Source organism: Mesorhizobium sp. B2-4-18 (assembly GCF_006441385.1).
GTDB classification, from domain to species: Bacteria; Pseudomonadota; Alphaproteobacteria; order Rhizobiales; family Rhizobiaceae; genus Mesorhizobium; species Mesorhizobium australicum.
Genome location: NZ_VFUW01000003.1, coordinates 290,134 through 316,072 on the forward strand (window position 1 = coordinate 290,134; position 25,939 = coordinate 316,072).

Genomic DNA, 25,939 nt, shown 5'->3' on the forward strand with positions numbered 1-25,939 from the left:
CTACCGACTACTGACTACTCCCTATTCGGTTGATTTACGCCGCTTCTGCCGCGAGGCGCTGTGCCTTCTCGACCGCTTCCTCGATGCCGCCGACCATGTAGAAGGCGGCTTCCGGCAGGTGATCGTAATCGCCGTTGCAAAGGCCCTTGAAGCCCTTGATGGTGTCGGCGAGGTCGACCAGCTTGCCCGGCGCACCGGTGAACACTTCGGCGACGAAGAACGGCTGCGACAGGAAGCGCTCGATCTTGCGGGCGCGGGCCACGGTCTGCTTGTCCTCTTCCGAGAGCTCGTCCATGCCCAGGATGGCGATGATGTCCTGCAGCGACTTGTAGCGCTGGAGGATCGACTGCACCTGGCGGGCGACGCCATAATGCTCGTCGCCGACGACCAGCGGGTCGAGCATGCGCGAGGTCGAGTCCAGCGGATCGACGGCCGGATAGATGCCCTTCTCTGCGATCGAACGGTTGAGCGTCGTCGTCGCGTCAAGGTGAGCGAACGAGGTCGCCGGCGCCGGATCGGTCAAGTCGTCGGCCGGCACGTAGATCGCCTGCACCGAGGTGATCGAGCCCTTGGTGGTGGTGGTGATGCGTTCCTGCAGCGCGCCCATGTCGGTGGCGAGCGTCGGCTGGTAGCCCACGGCCGACGGGATGCGGCCGAGCAGAGCCGACACTTCGGAACCCGCCTGCGTGAAGCGGAAGATGTTGTCGACGAAGAACAGCACGTCCTGGCCCTGGTCGCGGAAATATTCGGCGACCGTCAGGCCGGTCAGGCCGACACGGGCGCGCGCGCCCGGCGGCTCGTTCATCTGGCCGTACACCAGCGCTGCCTTGGAGCCTTCACCGCCGCCCTTCTTGTTGACGCCGGATTCGATGAACTCGTGATAGAGATCGTTGCCTTCGCGGGTGCGCTCGCCGACGCCGGCGAACACCGAATAGCCGCCATGTGCCTTGGCGATGTTGTTGATCAGTTCCTGGATCAGCACGGTCTTGCCGACGCCGGCGCCGCCGAACAGGCCGATCTTGCCGCCCTTGGCGTAAGGCGCCAAGAGGTCGAGCACCTTGATGCCGGTGATCAGGATCTGGGCTTCCGTCGACTGCTCGACATAGGTCGGAGCCGGCTGATGGATCGAGCGCATTTCGATTGCGTCGACCGGGCCTTCTTCGTCGACCGGCTCGCCGATGACGTTGATGATGCGGCCGAGCATGCCTGGGCCGACCGGCACGGTGATCGGAGCGCCGGTGTCGCGCACTTCCTGGCCGCGCACCAGGCCTTCGGTGGAGTCCATGGCAATGCAGCGCACGGTGTTTTCACCCAGATGCTGGGCAACTTCGAGCACCAGGCGGTTGCCGACATTGGTCGTCTCGAGCGCGTTCAGGATCGCCGGCAGGTGATCGCCGAACTGCACGTCGACAACGGCGCCGATGACCTGGCGAACCTTGCCGACAACGCCGGTGGCTTTCGTGGCCATGGCCTGCGTCTTGGCGGCCACGGCCTTGGCCGGCGCCGCTGCTGCCTTGGCCGGAGCAGCCTTTGCCGCCGCTGCCGGAGCCCTGGCCGCTTTCACTGGGGCTGCTGCCTTGGGGGCTGCCGCCTTCGGAGTTGCCTTCTGGGGGGTCGCTGCTTTCGCCATCGTCTTTACCCTTTTCGTCCTTTGTTTCTCACGCGGTCCGGTTCGCGGGACAGTCACCCGCGGACCGCGCCTAGAGCGCCTCGGCGCCCGAAATGATTTCGATCAGTTCCTTGGTGATCTGCGCCTGCCGCTGGCGGTTGTAGGTGATCGATAGCTTGTTGATCATCTCGCCGGCGTTGCGCGTCGCATTGTCCATGGCGCTCATCTTGGCGCCCATTTCGCCGGCGGCGTTTTCGAGCAGCGCCCGGAAAACCTGCACGGAGATGTTGCGCGGGATGAGGTCGGAGAGGATTTCGCCCGGCTCCGGCTCATATTCATAGACGGCGCTGCCGCCATCCACCGCCGCGGCCGGAGCCGAAGCGGTGCTGGCCGGGATGATCTGCTGCGCGGTCGGGATCTGGCTGATCACCGACCTGAACTGCGAGTAGAACAGCGTGCAGATGTCGAAGGCGCCCTCGTTGAAGAGATGGATGACCTTCTTGGCGATCGCATCGGCATTGACGAAGCCGAGCGTCTTGACCTCGCGCAGATCGACACGGTCGATGATCATCGATGCATAGTCGCGGCGCAGGATGTCGAAGCCCTTCTTGCCGACGCAGATGATCTTGACCTGCTTGCCGTCGGTCAGAAGCCGGCGGATGTGATCGCGGGCAAGACGGGCGATCTGCGAATTGAAGCCGCCGCACAGGCCGCGCTCGGCGGTGCAGACCACGAGCAGATGCACGGCGTCCTTGCCGGTGCCCGTCATCAGCGCCGGGGCATCGCCGCCACCGCCGATCGCCTGGGTGATGTTGGCCAGCACGGAACCCATGCGCTCCGAATAGGGGCGCGCCGCTTCCGCCGCCTCTTGCGCACGGCGCAGCTTCGCCGCGGCGACCATCTGCATCGCCTTGGTGATCTTCTGCGTCGCCTTGACCGAGGCGATACGGTTACGAAGGTCTTTTAATGAAGGCATGCTTCAAACCTGATCCCGTCTTGTCTCATCCGGACTGGCGCTTCGCTCAGGCGAAGGTCTTGGCGAAGGCGTCGATCTCGGCCTTGAGCTTGGCGCGCAGATCGTCCGAAAGCGCCTTTTCCTTGCGGATGGCGTCGAGAACGTCCTTGCCCGCCGCACGCATGTGGCTGAGCAGGCCGTGCTCGAACTTGCCGACCTGGTTGACCGGCAGCTTGTCGAGATAGCCGTTGACGCCGGCGAAAATCACCGCGACCTGCTCTTCCGTCTTCAGCGGCGAGAACTGCGGCTGCTTCAGGAGTTCGGTCAGGCGCGATCCGCGGTTGAGCAGGCGCTGCGTGGCGGCGTCGAGATCCGAGCCGAACTGCGCGAAGGCAGCCATTTCGCGGTACTGCGCGAGCTCGCCCTTGATCGAGCCGGCGACCTGCTTCATCGCCTTGATCTGCGCGGCCGAGCCGACGCGGCTGACCGACAGGCCGACGTTGACGGCCGGACGGATGCCCTGGAAGAACAGGTTGGTTTCGAGGAATATCTGGCCGTCGGTGATCGAGATCACGTTGGTCGGGATATAGGCCGACACGTCGTTGGCCTGCGTCTCGATGATCGGCAGGGCGGTCAGCGATCCGCCACCCAGATCGTCGTTGAGCTTGGCGGCGCGCTCGAGCAGGCGCGAGTGCAGGTAGAAGACGTCGCCGGGATAGGCTTCGCGGCCCGGCGGGCGGCGCAGCAACAGCGACATCTGGCGATAGGCGACAGCCTGCTTCGACAGATCGTCATAGCTGATCAGCGCATGCATGCCGTTGTCGCGGAAATATTCGCCCATGGTGCAGCCGGCGAACGGCGCCAGGAACTGCATCGGCGCCGGGTCGGAAGCGGTGGCGGCGATGATGATCGAGTATTCGAGCGCGCCGCGCTCTTCCAGAACCTTGACGAACTGCGCGACGGTCGAACGCTTCTGGCCGACGGCGACGTAGACGCAGTAGAGCTTTTCCTTTTCCGGGCCGTTGTCGTGCACCGACTTCTGGTTGAGCATCGTGTCGAGAATGATGGCGGTCTTGCCGGTCTGGCGGTCACCGATGACCAGCTCGCGCTGGCCGCGTCCGACCGGGATCAGCGCGTCGATGGCCTTGAGGCCGGTCGACATCGGCTCGTTGACCGATTTACGCGGAATGATGCCCGGCGCCTTGACGTCGACACGCTTGCGTTCGGCCGCCTTGATCGGGCCCTTGCCGTCGATCGGGTTGCCGAGCGCGTCGACGACGCGGCCGAGCAGGCCGGGGCCGACGGGAACGTCGACGATGGCGCCGGTGCGCTTGACGATGTCGCCTTCCTTGATGTCGCGGTCGGCGCCGAAGATGACGACGCCGACATTGTCGGCTTCGAGGTTGAGCGCCATGCCGCGGATGCCGCCGGGGAACTCGACCATTTCGCCGGCCTGGACATTGTCGAGGCCATAGACGCGGGCGATACCGTCACCGACGGACAGCACCTGTCCGACTTCGGAGACCTCGGCCTCCTTGCCGAAATTCTTGATCTGGTCTTTCAGAATTGCGGAAATTTCCGCGGCGCGGATGTCCATCAGCCGACCTCTTTCAGTGCAAGCTTGAGCGAATTGAGTTTGGTTTTGAGCGACGTATCGATCTGGCGCGAGCCCATCTTGACCACCAGCCCGCCGAGCAGCGACGGATCGACGGTGACGGAAATGGTCACGTCCTTGCCGGCAACGCCCTTCAGCGCCGCCTTGAGTTCGGTCTGCTGGGCCGCGGTCAGCTCATGAGCCGACGTCACCTCGGCGGCGGCCTCGCCACGGTGTTCAGCGGCGATCTGGCGGAATGCCTTGATCATGCCGGGCACCGCGAACAGGCGGCGGTTCTTGGCGACGACGCGCAGGAAATTGCCGGTCAGGCCGGTGATGCCGGCCTTGTCGGCGATCGCCCCGATGGCCTTGGCCTGGTCCTCGCTGGAGAATACCGGGCTGTTGATCAGCCGGGTCAGGTCGGCACTGCCCGCGAGCATGGCCTCGAAACTGGTGAGGTCGGCCTCGACCTTGGCCACGGAATTTGCCTGCGATGCCAGTTCGAACAGCGAACCGGCATAGCGTTCTGCGACACCTGAGATTGGCGATGACGATTGAGCCACGGACCGTCTTTTCTCTTGTCTGACAGGCCGCAGATTGTTGGCGCGAGCAAAAACTCTGGCTAAATCTTTGACCTTACTGCATTTTTCCAAGCACGGAGGCGCGGCTTCCGCTATCCCCGGCCGAAAGTCGATTGCCGTCTAGCACAGGCATTTTAAGACCGCAATGCGTCGTTCCGCATGGTTTTCAGGCACTATTGTCGCATCCGGCGAAAGATCAGCGTCCTGCGCGCCTGAATACCCCAGGATTCAGGGCACAAAGCCGAAGGCAAAGGCGAGCGGCAAGGCCGCGAGCGCCAATTCCACCACAATGGAAACCCAATTGAAAGGTGTATTGGCGCCGTCCGACATCATCGACAGCAGCCGGCCGAATGCGGTGAACAGCCAGGAAAACCCGAGCGCCATGTAGACCAGGGGCTGCGCGAGCAGGATGCAGCACAGGCCGACTCCGAGATAGAAGCCCGACATGCGGCCGCGCCCCTCGGCGATCGCCGCCGCCTTCTCGGGTTTCGCCTGCAAGCGCAGGATACGGAACGCCAGCCCCGGCGCCAGGAAAAACAGAAGGCCGAGCAGCACGGTGAAGATCGCGCTCGACCAGGCCAGCCATTCGCCCTGGCTCGTCGGCCATGGAAGCGCAAAATCCATCGTGTCCCCTCGAAATGCCTGTATTGAAAATCGCCGACATTCTAGCGAAGGAAAGAACCGGCGCCAGATGGCTTCAGCCACTTTAGGAGACGCGCATCAACCGAGTGCGAATTCCACCGCCGCCTCGGCATGGATGCGCGTCGTGTCGAAAACCGGAATGTCGAAATCATCCTGGCCGATGAGCATGGTGATCTCGGTGCAGCCCATGATCAGGCTGTCGGCGGCTTCGTCGCGGCGCAAGCGGTTTGCCTCGGCGACATAGGCCGCCTTCGAGGCTTCGGTGACGATGCCCTGACAGAGTTCCTCGTAGACGACGCGATGCACCATGTCGCGCCCGGCCGAATCCGGCACCACTGGCGACAGGCCATATTTGTCGGCAAGCCGGCCCTTGTAGAAGTCCTGCTCCATGGTGAACCGCGTTGCCAGCAGCGCCGGCCGCCGCAGGCCGGCCTGCCTGACCGTGGCCGCGGTGGCGTCGGCGATATGGATCAGCGGGATCGACACAGCCGCCTGCACCTGGTCGGCCAGTCTGTGCATGGTGTTGGTGCACAGAAGCAGGCCCTCCGCACCGCCGGCCTCAAGTTTGTGTGCGGCATCGATCAGCAGTGCACCGGCACCGTCCCAGTCGCCATCATGCTGCCGTTCGGCGATCTCGGCGAAATCGAACGACCAGAGCAGCAGCCTCGCCGAATGCAGACCGCCCAGCCGCTCGCGCACGATCTCGTTGAGCAGGCGGTAGTAGATGGCGGTCGATTCCCAGCTCATACCGCCGAGCAGGCCGAGGGTTTTCATGACGGGCTGTTCCTTTCCCGTACGATTTCTATATTATGACCCCATGAGACCACAAGGAGCTCGGCCATGAAGACAATGCAGGTACGAGAGGCCAAAGCAAGTTTCTCCGCGCTCGTGGAAGCTGCCGAAAACGGCGAGCCTACAATCATCACAAAGCATGGCAAACCTGCCGCGGCGGTTGTACCGATCGAAGAGGCCCGCAAGCTCTACCCGGATCGTAACGACGCCTTCATCGACTTCCTTCTCAAATATCCGGGCGGCATCGTGCTTGAAAGAGATCAATCGATCCTCAGGGATTTTGATTTTTGAACGGATATCTTCTCGACACGTCGGTGTTGTCGGTGTTCGCTCCCGATCGTGCTGCACTTCCGCCCGCTTTCCAGACTTGGCTGTCGCATACGGGGCGGCGCCACACTTGGTATATTCCGGCTATAGCAGCGGCTGAAGTCCAGAAGGGCGTTGCCAAGTTGAGGCGTGCCGGGGGCACTCAGCGAGCGGAACGACTGGAGCGCTGGCTGGACAGTCTGCTGGATGAATTTGATGAACGGCTCCTGCCGGTAGGCTCCGCCATCGCCAGACGGGCGGGAGAAATGGAAAATATGGCGATTGCTCTTGGGCGCAACCCAGGTCTTCCCGATATCCTGATCGCTGCTACCGCGCTTGTGCACGATTTGACGATCCTTACCGCGAACAACCGCCATTTCGACGCTCTGAAGGTCGCAAGTCTGAATCCGTTTGAGGCCGAACTCGGCGCCTAACGAGATGTTCAGCGAGCTTACAAAAAGCTCTGCGGGTCGATGTCCACCTGCACCCGAACCGAGCCGCGCTGTTTCGGCCCGTTGGCCAGCATGGTGCGGATGAACCCCTGCATGTCGGCGCGCCGTTCGCCCTGGATCAGCAGGCGGAAGCGGTGGCGACCGCCGAGCAACGATAATGGCGCTTCCGCCGGCCCGAGCACGAACAGATCCGGCGCCTCCGGTGCGGAGCGGCGCAGGCCGCGTGCATGGCCTTCCGCTTCCGCCCGCGTCACCGCGCTGACGATGACGCCTGCCAGCCGGCCGAAGGGCGGCAAGGCAGCGCGTTCGCGCTCTGAAATCTCGCGCTGGTAGAAAGACTCGGCATCGCCGGAGACGATCGCCCGCATCACCGGATGGTCGGGCTGGAAGGTCTGCAGCAGGCCAAGGCTCTTCTTGCCGGTGCGGCCGGCACGGCCGGTCACCTGGCTGAGCAGCTGGAAGGTGCGCTCGGCGGCGCGCGGATCGCCATTGGCAAGGCCCAGATCGGCATCGACGACGCCGACCAGCGTCATGTTCGGGAAATTATGACCCTTGGCGACCAGTTGCGTGCCGATGACGATATCGGCCTCGCCGTTGGCGATAGCCTCCAGTTCCAGCCGCAACCGTCGTACACCCCCCATTATATCCGACGACAGCACGATGGTACGCGCGTCCGGGAAATGCGTGACGACCTCTTCGGCGATGCGCTCGACCCCCGGCCCGCAAGCGACCAGATGGTCGAGCGTGCCGCATTCGGGGCAGGCTTCCGGACGGCGCTCATTGTGACCGCAGTGATGACACACCAACTGGCCGCGAAAGCGGTGCTCGACCAGCCAGGCCGAGCACACCGGGCAACCGAAGCGATGGCCGCAGACCCGGCACAGCGTCAGCGGCGCATAGCCGCGCCGGTTGAGGAACAGCAGCGACTGTTCCTGCTTCTCCAGCGTCTTGCGCATATGGTCGATCAGCACCGGCGACAGGAAGCCGCCACGGGCCGGCGGCGCGCGGCGCATGTCGATCGACTTGAGATCGGGAAGTGCCGCCTCAGCGAAGCGGGCGGAAAGAACAGCCCTGGCATAGCGGCCCTGGCTTGCGTTGACCCGGCTCTCGACCGACGGCGTCGCCGACGCCAGCACCACCGGAAAGCCGCCAATATGCCCGCGCACGACAGCCATGTCGCGCGCATTGTAGAAGACACGGTCTTCCTGCTTGTAGGCCGGGTCGTGCTCCTCGTCGACCACGATCAGGCCAAGTTCCTTGAACGGCAGGAACAGCGCCGAGCGTGCGCCGGCGACGACACGCACGCCCCCTTCCGCCACTTGCCGCCAGACTTTTTCGCGCATCCTGGGCGGCAGATCGGAATGCCATTCCCCCGGCTTGGCACCGAAGCGCTGCTGGAAGCGTTCGAGGAAAGCATGGGTCAGCGCGATTTCCGGCAGCAGGATCAGCACCTGTTTTCCCTGATCGAGCGCGGCCGCCACCGCCTCGAAATAGACCTCCGTCTTGCCCGAACCGGTGACGCCGTCCAGCAGCGCGACATTGAACGCACCGGCCGCGACATTGGCGCGCAGCATCGACGCGGCGTCGTTCTGGTCCGGCATCAGGTCCGGCACGGCATAGCTTGGGTCGGGTGCGGCCACCACCGGACGCGGCGGGATCATCACCGTTTCGAACACGCCTTGCGCTTTCAGTCCCTCGATCACCGTCGACGACACGCCGGCGGCATGCGCCAGCCCCGAGCGCGTCCAGGCCAGCCCTCCTTCGGCCGTCTCCAGCACCCGCGTCCTCGCATCCGTCATCCGATCGGGCATGACGAGCGTCCGCTGCAGTCCTTCGATCCAGGGTTCGGGATCGAAAGCTTCCGGCGCACGCAGCAGCATGCGCGCCACCATGCCCGGAGCCGACAGCGTGTATTGCGCCACCCAGTCGACGAAGCGGCGCATGGCGCGATCGATCGGCGGACAGTCGAAAACCTGTTCGATCGGGCGCAATTTCCTGGCATCGACCTGCTCGACCACGCCGTCCCAGACGATGCCGGCGACCTGCCGCGGCCCGAGCGGCACGCGCACGATCGAGCCCGGCACCACCCGCATGCCGGCCGGCACGGCATAGGTGTAGGGGCGTTCGGCCGGCATCGGCACCAGCACCGGTGCGGCTGCGACAAAGGGCGAATCTTCGATCATGAGGCGTGACCTTGCCCCGACTTTGCTCTAGATCAAAGGGCAACGCTGAACGTGCCTTCGCAAGCACCACGAATCGTCAGGAGACCGCCATGAAATTTTTTGCCGACACAGCCGATATCAAGGAAATCCGTGAACTGATCGATCTGGGGTTGCTCGACGGCGTCACCACCAACCCGTCGCTGATCCTGAAATCGGGCGGCAAAATCGCCGAGGTCACCAAGCAGATCTGCGACATCGTCGAAGGCCCGGTTTCCGCGGAAGTCGTGGCGACCGAATACAAGCAGATGATGGCCGAGGCCGAGGTGTTGGCCAAGATCGCGCCGAATGTCGCCATCAAGGTGCCGTTGACGCTGGACGGATTGAAGGCCTGCAAGACGATCCGCACCGAGATGAACCGCATGGTCAACGTCACCTTGTGCTTCTCGGCCAACCAGGCGCTGCTCGCCGCCAAGGCAGGCGCCTCCTTCATCTCGCCCTTCGTCGGCCGCATCGACGATACCGGTTCTGACGGCATGGAAGTGATCCAGGAGATCCGTCAGATCTACGACAATTACGATTTCCAGACCGAGATCCTGACCGCTTCCGTGCGCACAGTGAACCACGTGAAGCAGGCGGCGCTCATCGGCGCCGATATCGTCACCGCGCCACCCGCGACCCTGAAGGCGCTGGTCAATCACCCGCTGACCGACAAGGGCCTTGCCGCCTTCCTCGCCGACTGGGCAAAGACCGGCCAGAAAATCGGCTGAGCGAGCTTATGCCCGATACGAAAAAAGGCCGGGCAACCGGCCTTTTTTATGCGTTGCGGATCAAGGGGCCGATCGATCCGTGCCGTCATCCCCAGGGATGGTTACCGGTGGGCGCTTGCCCGCCATGATCTCGCGCTTGCCGACATGGTTCGGTGCGCCGACCAGACCCTCCTTCTCCATCCGCTCGACCAGTGAAGCGGCGCGGTTGTAGCCGATGCCAAGGCGGCGCTGGATGTAGGACGTCGAACATTTCTTGTCGCGCAACACCACCTTGACCGCCTCGTCATAGCTGGAATCGCCGTCCTCGGCGGCAACGGCTCCCTTGTCGAAGACCGCTCCCTGGTCGTCTTCCTCTTCCTCTTCATCCTCGTCGGCCGTCACGGTCTCCAGATATTCGGGGCGGCCCTGCGCCTTCAGATGCGCCACGACATGCTCGACCTCGGCGTCGGACACAAAGGGGCCGTGCACGCGGGCGATGCGCCCGCCGCCCATCATGTGCAGCATGTCGCCCTGGCCGAGCAGCTGCTCGGCACCCTGCTCGCCCAAAATGGTGCGGCTGTCGATCTTGGAGGTGACCTGGAAGGAGATGCGGGTCGGGAAGTTGGCCTTGATCGTGCCGGTGATGACGTCGACGGAAGGCCGCTGCGTTGCCATGATCAGGTGGATCCCGGCGGCGCGCGCCATCTGCGCCAGGCGCTGGATTGCGCCTTCGATCTCCTTGCCGGCGACCATCATCAGGTCGGCCATCTCGTCGACGATGACGACGATGTAGGGCATCGGCGCGAGGTCGATCTCCTGCTGTTCGAACAGCGGCTCGCCGGTGCCCTTCTCGAAGCCGGCCTGCACGGTCATGACGACCGTCTCGCCCTTGTCGCGGGCAGTGGCGGCGCGCTCATTGTAGCCGTCGATGTTGCGCACGCCGAGCCGCGCCATCTTGCGATAGCGGTCTTCCATTTCGCGCACCGCCCATTTGAGCGCGGTAACCGCCTTCTTGGGATCGGTGACGACGGGCGTCAGAAGGTGCGGGATACCGTCGTAAACTGACAGCTCGAGCATCTTCGGGTCGACCATGATCAGCCGGCATTCTTCCGGCTTCAGCCGGTAGAGCAGCGACAGGATCATGGTGTTGATGGCGACCGACTTGCCGGATCCGGTGGTGCCGGCGACGAGCAGATGCGGCATTTTCGCCAGCTCGGCGATGACAGGTTCGCCGCCGATCGTCTTGCCAAGGCAAAGCGCCAGCTTGCAGCTGGTCTTGCGGAAGCCCTGCGATTCGATCAGTTCACGGAAATAGACGGTCTCGCGTGTCTCGTTCGGCAGCTCGATGCCGATGACGTTGCGGCCGGGCACCACGGCGACGCGCGCCGAGACCGCCGACATGGAGCGGGCGATATCGTCGGCAAGACCAATCACGCGGGAGGATTTGACGCCCGGGGCCGGCTCGAACTCATAGAGGGTAACGACCGGGCCGGGGCGAACATGGATGATTTCGCCGCGCACGCCGAAATCCTCCAGCACGCTTTCCAGGAGATCGGCATTCTGCTCAAGCCGCTCCTGCGACATGTAGAAGCCCTGCCCTTCCGGCGGCTGCTGCAGCAGCTCCTCCGAGGGAAGCGCGTAGCCTTCGCCCGTCACCGGCTGCACAACCTTTCCGGCCATGGGCAGCGACGGCGAACGCACGGCGGGAACGGTTTCCTCCACGCGTTGCAAAAGTGGCGCCGGGGCGGCGCTGGCTGCGGCAGGCGCCGTCGCGGCCGTTGTCCGACCCAGCCGGGCGGCTCTGCCCGCCGGGACGGCCGGCTCGACCACCACCTTGTTGGAGTTGGCCGGAAAGACGTCCGGCAGGGCAAGTGGAACCTGGCCAGGAAGGCATTCGATGACACGGAACAAGGCGGTGACATCGGCCACCGCCGGTCCGGAGACATCGGCCCGCGCGGTGGCAACCGGCGGAGCCGGGACCGGTGCACGCGGGACCGGGCTGACTTGGCGGGCGGGCGTCACGTCGACCAGAAGCGGCGCCAAGCCCTCGAAGAAGGCGTGATCCGAAAGATAGGGCCGCCGGGCTTTTTCAGCGGGGGCTGCTTTGACCGGCGCGCCATTCCCGCCAACGGGCGCCGGGCGCGTGGCCGCCCGTGCCGTTGCTGGCACCTTTAGAGCCGCCGGCGCAACGCCTTGCGCCATCTCCCCGCTACGCGCCGGCTGAGCGGGCCCGGCCGGTGCCGGTCCGCGATGCATGACGGCCCCAGGACCGACCTCCTGCGTCCGGAGCGCCTGCCGTGCGTCCTGCTCGGCAACGTCGTCCTGCGGTTGGCGGTGCTTTGGCTCATAGTCCGGCGTGCGTGTAAAACGCACATTGGGTGCAAGGAAAAAATACTCTTGCCAGGCCGGGCTTTCGGTGTCGCCACCATGCGGGAAAGAAGCGCCGGACTGGCGGACATCGACCTTGCCGCGCGGGCCGCCGGAACGCTCTCCTTGGGGGTCATCGGGCGCAGCTGTGTGCAACGAATTGATCCGAGAAAAACGCCTGGCTTCCATGCTCAAGACTCACTGTGAAACGACTGCCGAGCAATAGGGAGCGAGTGGTTAACAGTTGCTTCCCGTCAGCGTCGCTGGAGCGATCGAGACGCACCTTTCGCGGCGAAGCGCTGGGCTGGAAAGCGGGGCGAACCTTGGTCACGGGAAAAACCCGCGGACAGCATTCACATGGCGCCAAAAGCCCAGCTGCCGGCGCGTTTCCGTCGCCCGGACACAGGATCGGGACATCGAGAGAATGAAAGAGGGCGTTCGGCCCTCTTTGAGACGGCGAACGCGCTAGCTGGCCGCCTTGCCGTGCCGGGCCAGATCCTGGGCGATCGACAGCTGCAGGGCTTCAGCCAGTTCGCGCGCGGCGCGGTTCTCGGCGTCGATCTGCGCCCGGTAGGAGGCAAACTCCTGACGCGGCCTGTCGAAGGACGAGGTGATCGCCCGCTTGCCGACGGCGATCACCGCGCCGGTTTTCACATCGGTCAGCGTGTAGCCCGCGGTCAACGTCACCGAACCGGCGGTCGGCTCGTCCTGATCGGTTCCATTCTGTACCAGCGCCGAGGATTCAACGCCTTCGCTCACGCCGAGGTCGAGGGAATAAAGCGGCGAGGCGGGCTCGCCTGCGCCGCGCCCGAACCCGAAGATCAGATTGTTACGCACCTGCTGGGCATAGCGCGTCCGGACCGGCTTGACGGCGATCGATGCCATCTCGGCATTGGCGGTCGAGCCCGTCGACAACGGCGCGCTCGAATAGAGCGGCCGCACCTGACAGGCCGAAATGAGCGCCAGCGAACCGACGAGGCCGGCAAGCGCGATGCGGCGCAGCAGACGGCCCAGCTCTGTCTTTTCCCGATCAGGCAACGACATTGACGATCCTCTGCGGCACGATGATCACCTTGCGCGGAGCCTTACCTTCAAGTGCTTTCTGCACGAAGTCGAGAGCCAAGACCGCTTTTTCGACCGCACCTTGGTCCGCGTCGCGGGCAATTGTCAAATCCCCCCGCTTCTTGCCGTTGACCTGCACCGGATAGGTGACTTCGTTGTCGACGACCAGTGCCGGATCGAAGACCGGCCACGGCCGTTCGGCCACCAGATCGACGCCGCCCAGCGTCTCCCAGCACTCTTCGGCCAAGTGCGGCATCACGGGCGCGATCAGATGCACCATGATATCAATCGCCTCGCGGCAGGCGCTTTTCAGCGCCGGAACGGCCTTGCCTTCCGCCACTTCGTTAAGCGGGGCCGTCAGCACGTTGGCAAGTTCATAGATGCGAGCAATGGCGCGGTTGAAGGCGAGCTTCTCGATGTCTTCGCCAACCGCCTTCAGGATCTTGTGCGCGGCCTTGGAAACCGCCCCGGCCTCGCCATCATTGGCCGCCTCGGGCGCAACCCCTGCCAGCGTCTCGGCCGCCGTCGACACCAACCGCCAGATGCGCTGCATGAAGCGATGCGCGCCGGCGGCACCGTCGTCGGTCCACTCGACATCGCGCTCGGGCGGCGAATCCGACAGCATGAACCAGCGCGCCGTGTCGGCGCCGTAGCCATCGGTGATGTCTTCCGGGCTCACCGTGTTCTTCTTCGACTTCGACATCTTCTCGAGCGGGCCGATGGTGACCGCCTCGCCGGTGGCGACGTCGATGGCGCGGCGCTTGCCGTCGACGTCATCCAGACGAACCTCGGTCGGCGCCAGCCAGCGCCCATTTGACGCCGAGCCGACACGGTAGGTTTCGTGAACCACCATGCCTTGCGTGAACAGGCCTTTGAACGGCTCGGCCAGGGCAACATGGCCGGTCTCGCGCATGGCGCGGGTGAAGAAGCGCGAATAGAGCAGATGCAGGATCGCATGCTCGATGCCGCCGATATATTGGTCGACCGCCAGCCACTCGTTCGCTGCCTTGGGATCGGTCGGCTCATGCGCCCACGGCGCGGTGAAGCGGGCGAAATACCAGGACGAATCGACGAACGTGTCCATCGTGTCGGTTTCGCGCCGCGCGTCCTTGCCGCATTGCGGACACTTCACATGCCGCCAGGTCGGGTGACGGTCGAGCGGATTGCCTGGCCGGTCGAAATCGACATCGTCGGGCAGCTTGACCGGCAGATCGGCCTTCGGCACCGGCACCACACCGCAATCCTCGCAATGAATCATCGGGATCGGGCAGCCCCAGTAGCGCTGGCGCGAAATGCCCCAGTCGCGCAGGCGGAAATTCACCTTGCGCTCGGCCATTGGCCGGTTGCCGATGGTCTTTTGCTCCAGCAGCCTGGCGACTTCATCGAAAGCGCTGTCCGGCGTCATGCCGTCGAGGAACCGCGAATTGATCATCGCGCCATCGTCGACATAGGCCTCGTCGACGATCTGGAACGTCTTGGGATCGGCGCCGTCAGGCATCACCACCGGCACCACCGGCAGGCCGTATTTGTTGGCGAAGTCGAGGTCGCGCTGGTCATGCGCCGGACAGCCGAAGATGGCGCCGGTGCCGTACTCCATCAGCACGAAATTGGCGACGTAGACAGGCAGCGTCCAGCTGTCGTCGAAGGGATGGACGACGCGGATGCCGGTGTCGAAGCCCTTCTTCTCGGCCGTCTCGAGCGCCGCCACCGAAGTGCCCATATGGCGCACTTCGTCGATGAACTTCGCCAAGGCCGGATTGGTCGCCGCGGCCTTCTTGGCCAGCGGATGATCGGCGGCGATTGCCATGAACGAGGCGCCGAAAATGGTGTCCGGCCTTGTCGTGTAGACTTCCAGCTCATGCTCGCCGGCGATTTCCGAGGCCAGCGGCCAGCGGATCAGCAGGCCTTCCGAACGGCCGATCCAGTTCTGCTGCATCAGCTTCACTTTTTCGGGCCACTCGTCGAGACCGTCCAATGAATCCAGCAAATCCTGGGCAAAGTCGGTGATCTTGAAGAACCATTGCGTCAGCTCGCGCTGTTCAACCAGCGCACCGGAGCGCCAGCCGCGCCCGTCGATGACCTGCTCGTTGGCGAGCACCGTCATGTCCTCCGGATCCCAGTTGACCTTGGAGGATTTGCGCGTCACCAGCCCCTTCTCGACGAAGTCGAGGAACAGCATCTGCTGGCGGTGGTAGTAATCGACGTCGCAGGTGGCGAATTCGCGCGCCCAGTCCAGCGACAGGCCCATTACCTTGAGCTGCTCGCGCATGGCGGCGATGTTCTGGTAGGTCCATTCCTTGGGATGCACCTTGTTCTGCATCGCGGCGTTCTCAGCCGGCATGCCGAAGGCATCCCAGCCCATCGGATGCAGCACGTTGAAACCCTTGGCCCGCTTGTAGCGCGCCACCACGTCGCCCATCGTGTAGTTGCGCGTATGCCCGATATGGATGCGTCCCGATGGATACGGGAACATCTCCAGCACATAGTATTTCGGACGCGGATCGTCATTGTGCGCTTCGAAAAGCTTCTTCTCGGCCCAGGCCTTCTGCCATTTGGGTTCTGACGCGCGCGGGTTGTATCGTTCGGTTGCCATGGGACGTTTTTCACTTAAAAGCATACGGACTGCGGGCAAGAGCCCGGCAGTTCATGAAATGTGGTCCGGGTGTTCACCATGGTTTGGCAAACCCGTCAACCATATGGGCATCGCGGCTGACAAAAACGCGGGTCAAAACAGCGGGATTTGCATATGGACGACACCGTTCAGCAGTTTTTCGCGGTCAAGGCGAAGATCGCCGCCGCCGAGCGGGAGGCCGGCCGTGAAGCCGGCGCGGTGACGCTGGTGGCGGTCTCCAAGACCTTCGACGCCGCCGACATAGGCTCGGTCATCGAGGCCGGCCAGCGCGTCTTCGGCGAAAACCGCGTGCAGGAAGCGCAAGGCAAATGGCCTGACCTGAAGGAAGCTTTCCCCGACATCGAACTGCATTTGATCGGTCCGCTGCAGTCGAACAAGGCGAGGGAAGCGGTGGCTCTGTTCGAGGTCATCGAGACGGTCGACCGCGACAAGATCGCCGCGGAGCTCGCCAAGGAAATTGTCCGGCAAGGCCGTGCGCCAAAACTCTATGTCCAGGTGAACACCGGTTCCGAACCGCAGAAAGCCGGGATCGAACCGAGCGAGGCGGTCGCCTTCGTCAGACGCTGCCGGGAAGTGCACGGCCTCGGCATCGAAGGCCTGATGTGCATCCCGCCGGCGGACGAGAACCCCGGCCCCCACTTCGCCTTGTTGGAGAAACTCGGCAAGGAAGCCGGGGTCGCCAAACTGTCGATGGGCATGTCCGGCGACTTCGAGACCGCGATCGCCTTTGGCGCCACCAGCGTCAGGGTCGGTTCGGCGATTTTTGGAAGCCGGTAGTCCGAATTTCCAGCTTGCCGTGCATATCGCTGGGCCTGATCCACAAGCACCATTATACCAGTGCTTGAAACGAAACGTGCCGTTCCTATTTGCCTTGATGTCACCGCACATCCTCCTGGAGTCTCACGATGCGTTACAATCAGCTTGGAAACACGGGGCTATTCGTCTCCGAACTTTGCCTCGGCACCATGACCTTCGGCGCCGCCGGCCAGAACGCCCAATGGGGCCTGATCGCCAGCCTCGACCAGAAGGGCGTCAACGAGATCGTCGGCCGCTCGATCGCCGCCGGCGTCAACTTCTTCGACACGGCCGACGTCTATTCCGTCGGCGAGTCCGAACGCCTGCTTGGTCAGTCGCTTAGGGATCTCGGTGTTACCCGGTCAAACGTGGTCATCGCCACCAAGGTCCACGGCGCCATGGGTGAGGGACCAAACCAGCGCGGCTCCTCGCGCGGCCATATCATGGATTCGGTCGACGCCAGCTTGGAGCGGCTGCAGCTCGACCATATCGATCTCTATCAGTTGCACGGCACCGATGCGGTGACGCCGATCGACGAGACGCTGCGGGCACTTGATGATCTCGTCTCCAGCGGCAAGGTCCGCTATGTCGGCGTCTCCAACTGGCAGGCCTGGCGCATCGCCAAGGCGCTCGGCATCGCCGACCGCAAGGGCTTTGCCCGCTTCGAGACCGTCCAGTCCTATTATTCGATCGCCGGCCGCGACCTCGAACGCGAGATCGTGCCGCTGATCAACGAGGAGAAGCTCGGCCTGATGGTGTGGTCGCCGATGGCTGGCGGGCTGCTGTCCGGCAAATATGGGCCCGGCGCGCCGGGCAATGGCGAGGGCCGCCGCGCGTCCTTCAACTTCCCGCCGGTCAACGAGGACCGCGCCTGGGCGGCGGTCGCCGTCATGCGGGAGGTCGCCGAGAAGCATGATGTCGGCGTCGCGACCGTGGCGCTCGGCTATGTCCTGGCAAAGCCTTTCGTGATGAGCGTGATCATCGGCGCCAGCCGCATGGACCAGCTCGAGCAGAACCTTGCCGCCACCAGCCTCAAGCTCGATGCCGACGATCTCGCCAGGCTTGACGAAGTGAGCGCACTACCCGCCGAATATCCCGGCTGGATGGTCGAACGCCAGGGCGCCGGCCGTCGTCCGGGGCCTTTCGTGCCGAAGGCATAGCGCGTACCGCTGGCAAGTCGGTCCTTCAACGCCGCGCGTCTCGTCGACGCGCGGCTTCGATTACAGCCGAACGGTCTCGGCAAGAAAGTCGAGAAAGGCCCGCACACGTGCCGGCAGGTGTTTGCCCTGGCCGACATAGACGGCATGCGTCGGCTCTTCGTCGCCGGGGTTGAAATCTTCCAGCAGCGGCACCAGCCGGCCGGCGGCGATGTCGGGTTCGACATGCCAGCGCGCCAGTCGGGCGATGCCGGCCCCGGCGACGGTCGTTTGGCGCATCGCCTCGCCATCGGTCAATGCCAGGTTTCCGACAACCGGGGTGATCACCGGCGCGCCTGCCGTATCGATAAAAGGCCAGCCGTCGATATGCCGCGCGAAACTGAAGGCGAGCATGTTGTGACGCCCGAGATCGGACAGCGTGCGCGGCGTGCCATGTGCTTCGAGATAGGAAGGTGCCGCGACCAGCACCATTCGGCTTTGACCGAGCTTGCGCGCCACCAGCCTCGATTCGCGCAGCGGCCCGGCGCGGATCGCGACATCGGCCCGCTCTTCCAGCAGGTCGATCACGCTGTCGGTCAGCACAGCCTCGACGAAAATTTCGGGATAGCGCTCCAGAAAGCGCGGCAGCAGTTCCATCAGCCGGTGTTGGCCGAACGGCACGTAGCTGTTAACTCTCAGCCTGCCGCGCGGCGCGGCTCCCGCCGCGGCTTCACGCTCGGCCTTGTCCATGTCGGCGAGCACGCGCACGCCGCTGTCGTAGAACGCCGTCCCTTCCGGCGTGAGCTGGAGCTTGCGCGTCGAGCGGCTGACAAGCCGCGCCCCAAGCCGGGTTTCGAGCCGTGCTATCAGCTTGCTCACCGCCGATGGCGTCATCCGCAGCTGCCGCGCCGCGGCCGAAAAACTACCCGCCTCGACGACGCGCACGAAGACTTCGATCTCGCCGGAACGGTTGATGTCGGGCCTGGCCATCTGTGAATCTATTTCACAAGAAGTGTGCCTTGGGCAAGTCTGGTTCACAACATCGCGGATCATGATCTTCAGGGCCGGGGCGCGGACTGAGCGTCCTTCGCCGACAGATGGGACCATCGCCATGCCTCTTGCTCTTTATGCCCTCGCCGCCGGTGCTTTTGGCATCGGTGTTACCGAATTCGTCATCATGGGCCTGCTTATCGATGTCAGCAAAGACCTCGGCGTGTCGATCTCCGCCGCCGGCCAATTGATCTCTGCCTATGCGCTCGGTGTCGTCATCGGTGCACCCTTGTTGACCATTGCCACGGGCAACTGGCCGCGCAAAACCGTGCTGCTGGCGCTGATGGCGATCTTCACGATTGGCAACCTCGCTTGTGCGCTGGCGCCCGATTACTGGACGCTGATGGGTGCCCGCATCATCACCGCCTTCGCCCACGGCACCTTCTTTGGCGTCGGCTCGGTCGTCGCCACTGGTCTGGTCGCGCCCAACAGGAAGGCTTCGGCGATCGCGCTGATGTTCACCGGCCTGACCATCGCCAACATCCTAGGCGTGCCCTTCGGCACCTGGCTCGGCCAAGCCTTTGGCTGGCGTGCGACCTTCTGGGCGGTGACCGCCGTCGGCCTGGCGGCCTTCGCCGTCATCCTCGCCCTGGTGCCGCGCGGCCAGGCAGCGCCCGAGAAGAGCGATCTGCGCGCCGATCTCGCCGTTCTGCGCCGCACGCCCGTCCTGCTCGGCCTCGCCACCACGGTGCTCGGCTATGCCGGCGTCTTCGCCGTCTTCACCTACATCGCCCCGTTGCTCACCGAGATCAGCGGCTTCAGCGAAGCCGCTGTATCGCCGATCCTGCTCGTCTTTGGCGGCGGCCTCATCGCCGGCAATCTCGCCGGCGGCAAGATCGCCGATCGCTGGCTGGTGCCGGCGGTGCTCGGCAGCCTCGTGGTGCTGGCGCTGGTGCTTGCCACGATGAGCTTCGCCATTCACAGCCAGGTCATGGCCGTGATCTATGTCGGCCTGCTCGGCGCCGCCGCCTTCGCCACAGTGGCGCCGCTGCAGATGTGGATGCTGGAAAAGGCGCAAGGCGCCGGCCAGAGCCTGGCCTCATCGTTCAACATCGCCGCCTTCAATCTCGGCAATGCGGCCGGCGCCTGGCTTGGCGGCGCGGTCATCGCCCATGGCCTTGGACTGGGTTCGCTCACCTGGGTCGCCGCCCTGCTGCCGCTCGCGGCGCTCACCGTGGCTGGACTGGCGCTGCACCTCGATGGTGGCACCACATCAGGTGCGCCTGTCTCCGTCAGGTCGTGACGCCAGCCGACACCCGAATCCTCTCGACCTCTTCACAAACCACCAGGAGCAAGAAAATGGACTATCGACGTCTCGGCGCATCGGGCCTGAAAGTCCCGGCGCTTTCATTCGGCGCGGGCACCTTCGGCGGCTCCGGCCCGCTGTTCGGCGCCTGGGGCAACAGCGACGCGCAGGAAGCGCGGCGGCTGATCGACATCTGTCTCGAGGCCGGCGTCAACCTGTTCGACACGGCGGACGTCTATTCGAACGGCGCCTCGGAGGAGGTGCTCGGCGAAGCGATCAAGGGCCGTCGCGACGCGGTGCTGATCTCGACCAAGACGGCGCTGCCGATGGGCGAAGGGCCGGGCGACTACGGCTCCTCGCGCTCGCGGCTGATCAAGTCGGTCGACGCCGCGCTGAAGCGCCTCGGCACCGATTATATCGACCTGCTGCAACTGCACGCCTTCGATGCGGGCACGCCGATCGAGGAAGTGCTGTCGACGCTGGATGACCTCGTTCGCTCCGGCAAGCTGCGCTATGTCGGCGCCTCCAACTTCTCCGGCTGGCAGGTGATGAAGTCGCTCGGCTTGGCGGAGAAGCACGGCTATCCCCGCTACGCCGCGCATCAGGTCTACTATTCGCTGCTCGGCCGCGACTACGAATGGGAGCTGATGCCGCTCGGCCTCGACCAGGGCGTCGGCGCGCTGGTCTGGAGCCCGCTCGGCTGGGGCCGCCTGACCGGCAAGATCCGCCGTGGCCAGCCTCTGCCGGAAAAGAGCCGGCTGCACGAGACGGCTGATTTCGGGCCGCCGGTCGGGGACGAGCATCTCTATCGGGTCATGGATGAGCTCGACGCGGTGGCGCAGGAAACCGGCAAGACCGTGCCGCAGATCGCCATCAACTGGCTGCTGCGGCGCCCGACCGTTTCCTCCGTTATCATCGGCGCTCGCAACGAGGAGCAGCTGCGCCAAAACCTTGGCGCCGTCGGCTGGGCGCTGACACCGGAGCAAGTGAAGAAGCTCGACGCCGCAAGCGAAGTCACCGCGCCCTACCCGTACTTCCCCTATCGCCGCCAGGAGGGCTTCGCCCGGCTGAACCCGCCGGCGGTTTGAGCCGCGCTGGCGTTGAAGCTGCCAATCTCCCCCCCTTGCGGGGAGATCAGCTGTATCACCGCTCAATGCAGCACGAACTCCCCATCCACCTTGCGCCATTCATTCGGCGCGATCAGCTTCTGGTGCGTGTAGACCACCGAATGCAGTGGCCCGTCGAGCTTGGCTTTCCAGAATTCGACGAACCGGATCAGCACCGGAAACCTCGGAGCGATGTCGTAGTCCTGCCAGACGAAGCTCTGCAGGAGATGCGGGTGGTCGGGGAAATGATAAAGAATCTTGGCCGTGGTCAGGCCGTAGCCTTTGAGCATCAGGTCCATTTCAAGATGGTCGTGCATTATGGTCCCCTTGGGCGGTCCCCTGGTTGATTCTCCTTTCCTCCCAGCTGCCAATTGTGCGCGCCGTTACTTAACTGTCTATTGATTTTTGTTGATCTCAAGGGAAGTTTTCGCGTAAAAACATGCGGTTAGCAGCGAACCGCGTCGAGTGCTGACAGTTCCGGAAAGCGCCCCTGCGGCATCCCGCCGCGCGAATCCAACGTCTAATGTTGCCGTCGCGACGGAACTGGTAATAATGCCGCCGAATTCGCGGCTGCGTCGCCGCGGTTCCGCGGGCGTTTCAAGCCGGCGGACTGGTTCGGGAGGAAAGCCAAGAAATGTCCGAGGTTCATGTCCATCGCGTCCAGCCGGCGTGGAAGAAGAACGCCCTGATCGACAATGACACCTACCTCAAATGGTATGCCGACAGCGTGAAGAACCCGGACAAGTTCTGGGGCAAGCACGGCAAGCGCATCGACTGGTTCAAGCCCTTCTCCAAGGTCAAGAACACCTCCTTCGACGGCAAGGTCTCGATCAAGTGGTTCGAGGATGGCCAGACCAATGTCTCCTACAATTGCATCGACCGCCACCTCAAGAAGCGCGGCGACCAGACCGCCATCATCTGGGAAGGCGACAACCCCTACGACGACAAGAAAATCACCTACAACGAACTCTACGGGCACGTCTGCCGGCTCGCCAATGTGATGAAGAAGCACGGCGTCAAGAAAGGCGACCGCGTCACCATCTACATGCCGATGATCCCGGAGGCGGCCTACGCGATGCTGGCCTGCACGCGTATCGGCGCTATCCATTCGGTCGTCTTCGGCGGCTTTTCGCCGGACGCCTTGGCCGGTCGCATCGTCGATTGCGAATCGACCTTCGTCATCACCGCCGATGAGGGTCTGCGCGGCGGCAAACCTATTCCGCTCAAGGAAAACACCGACAAGGCGATCGACATCGCCGCCAAGCACCATGTCAAGGTCAAGACCGTCGTGGTCGTGCGCCGCACCGGCGGCAAGATCGGCTGGGCGCCGGGACGCGATGTCTGGTATCACGACGAAGTCGCGACGGTGAAGGTTGATTGCAAGCCGGAGAAGATGAAGGCGGAGGATCCGCTGTTCATCCTCTACACGTCGGGCTCGACCGGCAAGCCGAAAGGCGTGCTGCACACCACCGCCGGCTACCTCGTCTATGTGTCGATGACGCACCAATATGTCTTCGACTATCATGACGGCGACATCTATTGGTGCACCGCAGATGTCGGCTGGGTGACCGGCCACAGCTACATCGTCTACGGGCCGCTCGCCAACGGCGCCACCACGCTGATGTTCGAGGGCGTGCCGAACTACCCCTCTCAGTCGCGCTTCTGGGAAGTCATTGACAAGCACAAGGTCAACATCTTCTACACCGCGCCGACGGCGCTGCGCGCGCTAATGGGTGCCGGCGACGCGCATGTGAAGAAGACCTCTCGCAAGTCGCTGCGCGTGCTGGGCTCGGTCGGCGAGCCGATCAACCCGGAAGCCTGGGAGTGGTATTTCAACGTCGTCGGCGACGGCAGGGTCCCGATCGTCGATACATGGTGGCAGACCGAGACCGGCGGCATCCTGATCACGCCGCTGCCGGGCGCCACCGACCTCAAGGCGGGTTCGGCGACACGGCCCTTCTTCGGCATCAAGCCGCAGCTGGTCGATAGCGAGGGCAAGGTGGTGGACGGTGCGGCCGACGGCAACCTCTGCATCACCGATTCCTGGCCCGGCCAGATGCGCACCGTCTATGGCGATCACGACCGTTTCGTGCAGACCTATTTCTCCGCCTACAAAGGAAAATACTTCACCGGTGACGGCTGCCGCCGCGACGCCGATGGCTACTACTGGATCACCGGCCGCGTCGACGACGTCATCAACGTCTCCGGCCACCGCATGGGCACGGCCGAGGTCGAATCGGCCCTGGTCAGCCATGACAAGGTTTCCGAGGCCGCCGTCGTCGGCTATCCCCATGATATCAAGGGCCAAGGCATCTATTGCTACGTCACCCTGATGGCCGGCGGGCAGCCGAGCGAGGATCTGCGCAAGGAGCTTGTCGCCCATGTCCGCAAGGAGATTGGCGCCATCGCCACGCCGGACAAGATCCAGTTCGCGCCCGGCCTGCCCAAGACGCGTTCGGGCAAGATCATGCGGCGCATCCTGCGCAAGATCGCCGAGGATGATTTTTCCGCGCTCGGCGACACCTCGACGCTTGCCGATCCGGCCGTGGTCGACGACCTCGTTGCCAACAGGCAGAACAAGAAGGGCTGATGCGGGAAGACGCGGTATTGGGCACCGTCACTCAGTTGTGGCGCTATCCGGCAAGTTCGCTCGCCGGCGAGCGCCGGGACACCATCCTGGTTGGACCGGCTGGGATCGAGGGCGACCGCCTGTTCGGCCTTGTCGATGCTTCGGACAATGAGATCGCCCGGCCCGATCGTGACGCCAAGTGGAACAAGGTGCCGCGCATCCGCACCCGGCTGAGCCGCGACAGCGAACTGGAAATCGCCGTCCCCGATGGCGACTGGCTCGCCGCCCCCGGCGCCGAATGCGACCGCGTCGTGTCGGCCTATCTCGGCTTCCGCGCCTCGATCCGGCCGTTCCGCGGGGAGAACGCGGCCGGCTATGCCGGGCCGCTGACCGCGGAGCGCTACCGCAAGGCGCCGATCCATCTCCTGACCACCGCCTCGCTGGCACGGCTGGAGGCGCTCCATCCGGAGGGGGTCGCCGATCCGCGCCGCTTCCGTCCCAACATCGTCGTCGACATGGCCTCGGTCGACGGCTCGTTTCCTGAAACCGAATGGATCGGCAAGAAGCTCGCCATCGGCGACCTCGTCCTGACCATCTCGGAGCCGTGCCGCCGCTGCGGCTTCACCATCATCGCCCAGGATGGTTTCGACCATGACCCCGCCATCCTGCGCAATCTGGTCCGCCACAACGCCCACAACCTCGGCGTCTACTGCACCGTCGACCGGCCCGGTCGTGTCGAGACCGGCGCGCCGATGCGGTTCGTCTGACCTTCCGGCCCAAGCCTATCGATAAAGATCCGCCCGCGTCGGTGGCAGGCCGCTCGGGCCTCGCGCGCGTTTGGTGGCGACAGTCTGGAATATCTGCGCCGAGGCGCGTTCGAAGGTGATGGAGCAGCCGCTCAGGTAAAGCAGCCACAGCCGCGCCTTGGCTTCGCCGACCTCGGCGATCGCCTCGTCGAACCGCGCCTGCAGACGCTCGGCCCACAGCCTGCAGGTGCGGGCATAGTGCTCGCGCAAATTCTCGACATCATAGACGAGGAAGCCGTGTGCTTCGAGATTGCTTGATGTCATGCCGATCGTGTCGAGTTCGCCACCCGGGAAAATGTATTTGATCAGCGCCTTGTATTCCGGCCCCTTGCGCAGGGTCTTCTTGACGTCGCCCTTGCTGCGCCTGGTGATGGCGTGATGCAGATAGATGCCGCCCGGTTTCAGCAGCCGGTGGACAGCGGAGAAATAAGCGGCATGGTTTGCCAGGCCCAGATGCTCGAACATGCCGATGGACGATATCTTGTCGAAGGTGCCGGTGAGCTCCGCATAGGACTTTATCTCGATGGTGATCTTGTCCTCCAGACCCTCGGCGCGAATGCGCTCGCGCGCTAGTGAGGTCTGGGCTTGCGACAGCGAGACGCCGTGTCCGACGACACCATAGTTTTTCGCGGCGTGGATCAGCATCGCGCCCCAGCCGCAGCCGATGTCGAGCAATCTTTCGCCGGGCTTCAGCCGAAGCTTGCGGCAGATATGGTCGAGCTTGTCGACCTGCGCCTCGTCGATGCCGTTTGCGAAATCCTGGAAATACCCGCAGCTATAGACCATGCGCTCGTCGAGAAAGAGCCCGTAAAAGGCATTCGAGATGTCATAGTGATGCTGGATCGCCTCCTTGCTGGAGCCGCTGACGAACGGGTTGCGCCCCGCGAGATCGACCCGCGACGCCATCTGCTTTCTCGAAAACAGCACCGCCGGCAAGTCACGCAGGAGCGCCCGTTTGGGCAACGCCTTCAGCTTCGACCGCAGCTTGCCCGTCGAAGGCAGGGCATAGAAATCGAACAGCGATCCGTCCTCGATGTCGACGGCCTTGGATATCCACATCTCGATAAGGGTCGACAGGGACGGTCGGCGAACGATCTGCCAGACAATGTCGTGGTCGTTGATGACCAGCACGGGGCCGGTGGCGCGGCCGATCCGCTCGCCGGTCCACAGCCTGACCGCGAAGCCGGGCTTGACCGCCTCGACTACCGTTCGAACGATGCGCGCAGCTCTTTCGGTGGCGTCCATGCTCTCCCCGCGGTCGATGATGCGATGTTGTCCTTTTGGGCCGCGGATCGCAAGCACGTCACGCTTTTTCCACCCGGCATCTTGTC

General features: G+C 64.0%; 22 protein-coding genes. 9 read left to right on the top strand and 13 right to left on the bottom strand.

Annotated features, from left to right (window positions below):
• Positions 1–34: 34 nt before the first annotated feature.
• The 6 genes from atpD to FJ527_RS08575 form a co-directional block, all read right to left on the bottom strand.
• Positions 35–1,630: a F0F1 ATP synthase subunit beta gene (gene atpD / locus FJ527_RS08550; protein WP_015315173.1), complete on the bottom strand. Its 1,596-nt coding sequence runs from the start codon at positions 1,628–1,630 to the stop codon at positions 35–37.
• Positions 1,631–1,700: 70 nt separating this feature from the next.
• A complete protein-coding gene (locus tag FJ527_RS08555) occupies positions 1,701–2,585 on the bottom strand; it encodes a F0F1 ATP synthase subunit gamma (protein WP_015315172.1) in 885 nt (294 codons plus the stop codon).
• Between the two features lie 46 nt (positions 2,586–2,631).
• On the bottom strand, positions 2,632–4,161 hold the full coding sequence (gene atpA, locus FJ527_RS08560) for a F0F1 ATP synthase subunit alpha (protein ID WP_140822664.1): 1,530 nt from the start codon (positions 4,159–4,161) through the stop codon (positions 2,632–2,634).
• The gene (locus tag FJ527_RS08565; protein WP_140712423.1) at positions 4,161–4,721 is read right to left on the bottom strand and encodes a F0F1 ATP synthase subunit delta; all 561 of its coding nucleotides are present in this window, start codon (positions 4,719–4,721) and stop codon (positions 4,161–4,163) included. The genes atpA and FJ527_RS08565 overlap by 1 nt, the downstream gene beginning before the upstream one ends.
• Positions 4,722–4,967: 246 nt before the next feature.
• A complete protein-coding gene (locus FJ527_RS08570) occupies positions 4,968–5,363 on the bottom strand; it encodes a DUF4345 family protein (protein WP_140822666.1) in 396 nt (131 codons plus the stop codon).
• A 96-nt stretch (positions 5,364–5,459) separates the two neighbouring features.
• Positions 5,460–6,155 carry an aspartate/glutamate racemase family protein gene (locus FJ527_RS08575; RefSeq protein WP_140822668.1) on the bottom strand — a complete coding sequence of 232 codons (696 nt, stop codon included), beginning with the start codon at positions 6,153–6,155 and terminating at the stop codon, positions 5,460–5,462.
• A 66-nt stretch (positions 6,156–6,221) separates the two neighbouring features.
• Here FJ527_RS08575 and FJ527_RS08580 point away from each other — a divergent pair, with 66 nt between their 5' ends.
• Together FJ527_RS08580 and FJ527_RS08585 are read left to right on the top strand one after the other, a co-directional pair.
• Positions 6,222–6,464 (top strand): type II toxin-antitoxin system Phd/YefM family antitoxin, encoded by a 243-nt coding sequence (locus FJ527_RS08580; protein ID WP_140822670.1) that lies wholly within the window; start codon positions 6,222–6,224, stop codon positions 6,462–6,464.
• Positions 6,461–6,913 (top strand): type II toxin-antitoxin system VapC family toxin, encoded by a 453-nt coding sequence (locus tag FJ527_RS08585; protein ID WP_140822672.1) that lies wholly within the window; start codon positions 6,461–6,463, stop codon positions 6,911–6,913. The genes FJ527_RS08580 and FJ527_RS08585 overlap by 4 nt, the downstream gene beginning before the upstream one ends.
• A 17-nt stretch (positions 6,914–6,930) precedes the next feature.
• On the opposite strand, the gene FJ527_RS08590 is transcribed toward FJ527_RS08585, so the two are convergent.
• Positions 6,931–9,114: a primosomal protein N' gene (locus FJ527_RS08590; protein ID WP_140822674.1), complete on the bottom strand. Its 2,184-nt coding sequence runs from the start codon at positions 9,112–9,114 to the stop codon at positions 6,931–6,933.
• A gap of 89 nt (positions 9,115–9,203) precedes the next feature.
• On the opposite strand from FJ527_RS08590, the gene fsa reads away from it, so the two are divergent.
• Positions 9,204–9,860: a fructose-6-phosphate aldolase gene (gene fsa, locus FJ527_RS08595; protein ID WP_015315164.1), complete on the top strand. Its 657-nt coding sequence runs from the start codon at positions 9,204–9,206 to the stop codon at positions 9,858–9,860.
• A gap of 60 nt (positions 9,861–9,920) precedes the next feature.
• On the opposite strand, the gene FJ527_RS08600 is transcribed toward fsa, so the two are convergent.
• From FJ527_RS08600 to leuS, 3 genes are all read right to left on the bottom strand, one after another.
• On the bottom strand, positions 9,921–12,395 hold the full coding sequence (locus FJ527_RS08600) for a DNA translocase FtsK (protein ID WP_140822676.1): 2,475 nt from the start codon (positions 12,393–12,395) through the stop codon (positions 9,921–9,923).
• 276 nt (positions 12,396–12,671) lie between these two features.
• Positions 12,672–13,250: an LPS assembly lipoprotein LptE gene (locus tag FJ527_RS08605; RefSeq protein WP_015315162.1), complete on the bottom strand. Its 579-nt coding sequence runs from the start codon at positions 13,248–13,250 to the stop codon at positions 12,672–12,674.
• The gene (leuS, locus tag FJ527_RS08610) at positions 13,237–15,861 is read right to left on the bottom strand and encodes a leucine--tRNA ligase (RefSeq protein WP_140662541.1); all 2,625 of its coding nucleotides are present in this window, start codon (positions 15,859–15,861) and stop codon (positions 13,237–13,239) included. Before leuS ends, FJ527_RS08605 begins: the two co-directional genes overlap by 14 nt.
• A gap of 153 nt (positions 15,862–16,014) precedes the next feature.
• Between leuS and FJ527_RS08615 the strand changes: the two genes are divergently transcribed.
• Both FJ527_RS08615 and FJ527_RS08620 read left to right on the top strand, forming a co-directional pair.
• Positions 16,015–16,677, top strand: coding sequence for a YggS family pyridoxal phosphate-dependent enzyme (locus FJ527_RS08615; protein WP_140822678.1), 663 nt, complete (start codon positions 16,015–16,017; stop codon positions 16,675–16,677).
• 128 nt (positions 16,678–16,805) lie between these two features.
• Positions 16,806–17,855 (top strand): aldo/keto reductase, encoded by a 1,050-nt coding sequence (locus FJ527_RS08620; protein ID WP_140822680.1) that lies wholly within the window; start codon positions 16,806–16,808, stop codon positions 17,853–17,855.
• A 60-nt stretch (positions 17,856–17,915) separates the two neighbouring features.
• Here FJ527_RS08620 and FJ527_RS08625 read toward each other — a convergent pair whose 3' ends face one another.
• Positions 17,916–18,821: a LysR family transcriptional regulator gene (locus FJ527_RS08625; RefSeq protein ID WP_140822682.1), complete on the bottom strand. Its 906-nt coding sequence runs from the start codon at positions 18,819–18,821 to the stop codon at positions 17,916–17,918.
• A gap of 121 nt (positions 18,822–18,942) precedes the next feature.
• On the opposite strand from FJ527_RS08625, the gene FJ527_RS08630 reads away from it, so the two are divergent.
• A complete protein-coding gene (locus FJ527_RS08630) occupies positions 18,943–20,124 on the top strand; it encodes an MFS transporter (protein ID WP_140822684.1) in 1,182 nt (393 codons plus the stop codon).
• A gap of 56 nt (positions 20,125–20,180) precedes the next feature.
• Positions 20,181–21,215 carry an aldo/keto reductase gene (locus FJ527_RS08635; protein WP_015315156.1) on the top strand — a complete coding sequence of 345 codons (1,035 nt, stop codon included), beginning with the start codon at positions 20,181–20,183 and terminating at the stop codon, positions 21,213–21,215.
• Positions 21,216–21,277: 62 nt separating this feature from the next.
• Here the strand turns inward: FJ527_RS08635 and FJ527_RS08640 are convergent, their stop codons facing one another.
• Positions 21,278–21,550, bottom strand: a complete 273-nt coding sequence (locus FJ527_RS08640; protein WP_140822686.1) for an aspartate-semialdehyde dehydrogenase — start codon at positions 21,548–21,550, stop codon at positions 21,278–21,280.
• Positions 21,551–21,867: 317 nt separating this feature from the next.
• Here FJ527_RS08640 and acs point away from each other — a divergent pair, with 317 nt between their 5' ends.
• Together acs and FJ527_RS08650 are read left to right on the top strand one after the other, a co-directional pair.
• The gene (gene acs, locus FJ527_RS08645) at positions 21,868–23,823 is read left to right on the top strand and encodes an acetate--CoA ligase (protein WP_140822689.1); all 1,956 of its coding nucleotides are present in this window, start codon (positions 21,868–21,870) and stop codon (positions 23,821–23,823) included.
• Entirely contained in the window at positions 23,823–24,569 is a 747-nt protein-coding gene (locus FJ527_RS08650) for an MOSC domain-containing protein (protein ID WP_140822691.1), read from the top strand. The genes acs and FJ527_RS08650 overlap by 1 nt, the downstream gene beginning before the upstream one ends.
• Before the next feature lie 15 nt (positions 24,570–24,584).
• Here the strand turns inward: FJ527_RS08650 and FJ527_RS08655 are convergent, their stop codons facing one another.
• Positions 24,585–25,853: a cyclopropane-fatty-acyl-phospholipid synthase family protein gene (locus tag FJ527_RS08655; RefSeq protein ID WP_140822693.1), complete on the bottom strand. Its 1,269-nt coding sequence runs from the start codon at positions 25,851–25,853 to the stop codon at positions 24,585–24,587.
• Between the last annotated feature and the right edge of the window lie 86 nt (positions 25,854–25,939).

What these genes read in the sequence shown, in the direction of transcription:
- FJ527_RS08620 (WP_140822680.1), top strand. Translation starts at nt 16,806, where the DNA reads ATGCGTTACAATCAGCTTGGAAACACGGGGCTATTCGTCTCCGAACTT.
- FJ527_RS08625 (WP_140822682.1), bottom strand. Translation starts at nt 18,821, where the DNA reads ATGGCCAGGCCCGACATCAACCGTTCCGGCGAGATCGAAGTCTTCGTG.
- FJ527_RS08555 (WP_015315172.1), bottom strand. Translation starts at nt 2,585, where the DNA reads ATGCCTTCATTAAAAGACCTTCGTAACCGTATCGCCTCGGTCAAGGCG.
- FJ527_RS08570 (WP_140822666.1), bottom strand. Translation starts at nt 5,363, where the DNA reads ATGGATTTTGCGCTTCCATGGCCGACGAGCCAGGGCGAATGGCTGGCC.
- FJ527_RS08575 (WP_140822668.1), bottom strand. Translation starts at nt 6,155, where the DNA reads ATGAAAACCCTCGGCCTGCTCGGCGGTATGAGCTGGGAATCGACCGCC.
- FJ527_RS08655 (WP_140822693.1), bottom strand. Translation starts at nt 25,853, where the DNA reads ATGGACGCCACCGAAAGAGCTGCGCGCATCGTTCGAACGGTAGTCGAG.
- FJ527_RS08640 (WP_140822686.1), bottom strand. Translation starts at nt 21,550, where the DNA reads ATGCACGACCATCTTGAAATGGACCTGATGCTCAAAGGCTACGGCCTG.
- leuS (WP_140662541.1), bottom strand. Translation starts at nt 15,861, where the DNA reads ATGGCAACCGAACGATACAACCCGCGCGCGTCAGAACCCAAATGGCAG.
- FJ527_RS08650 (WP_140822691.1), top strand. Translation starts at nt 23,823, where the DNA reads ATGCGGGAAGACGCGGTATTGGGCACCGTCACTCAGTTGTGGCGCTAT.
- FJ527_RS08605 (WP_015315162.1), bottom strand. Translation starts at nt 13,250, where the DNA reads ATGTCGTTGCCTGATCGGGAAAAGACAGAGCTGGGCCGTCTGCTGCGC.
- FJ527_RS08590 (WP_140822674.1), bottom strand. Translation starts at nt 9,114, where the DNA reads ATGATCGAAGATTCGCCCTTTGTCGCAGCCGCACCGGTGCTGGTGCCG.
- FJ527_RS08615 (WP_140822678.1), top strand. Translation starts at nt 16,015, where the DNA reads ATGGACGACACCGTTCAGCAGTTTTTCGCGGTCAAGGCGAAGATCGCC.
- acs (WP_140822689.1), top strand. Translation starts at nt 21,868, where the DNA reads ATGTCCGAGGTTCATGTCCATCGCGTCCAGCCGGCGTGGAAGAAGAAC.
- FJ527_RS08580 (WP_140822670.1), top strand. Translation starts at nt 6,222, where the DNA reads ATGAAGACAATGCAGGTACGAGAGGCCAAAGCAAGTTTCTCCGCGCTC.
- atpD (WP_015315173.1), bottom strand. Translation starts at nt 1,630, where the DNA reads ATGGCGAAAGCAGCGACCCCCCAGAAGGCAACTCCGAAGGCGGCAGCC.
- FJ527_RS08635 (WP_015315156.1), top strand. Translation starts at nt 20,181, where the DNA reads ATGGACTATCGACGTCTCGGCGCATCGGGCCTGAAAGTCCCGGCGCTT.
- FJ527_RS08630 (WP_140822684.1), top strand. Translation starts at nt 18,943, where the DNA reads ATGCCTCTTGCTCTTTATGCCCTCGCCGCCGGTGCTTTTGGCATCGGT.
- fsa (WP_015315164.1), top strand. Translation starts at nt 9,204, where the DNA reads ATGAAATTTTTTGCCGACACAGCCGATATCAAGGAAATCCGTGAACTG.
- atpA (WP_140822664.1), bottom strand. Translation starts at nt 4,161, where the DNA reads ATGGACATCCGCGCCGCGGAAATTTCCGCAATTCTGAAAGACCAGATC.
- FJ527_RS08600 (WP_140822676.1), bottom strand. Translation starts at nt 12,395, where the DNA reads ATGGAAGCCAGGCGTTTTTCTCGGATCAATTCGTTGCACACAGCTGCG.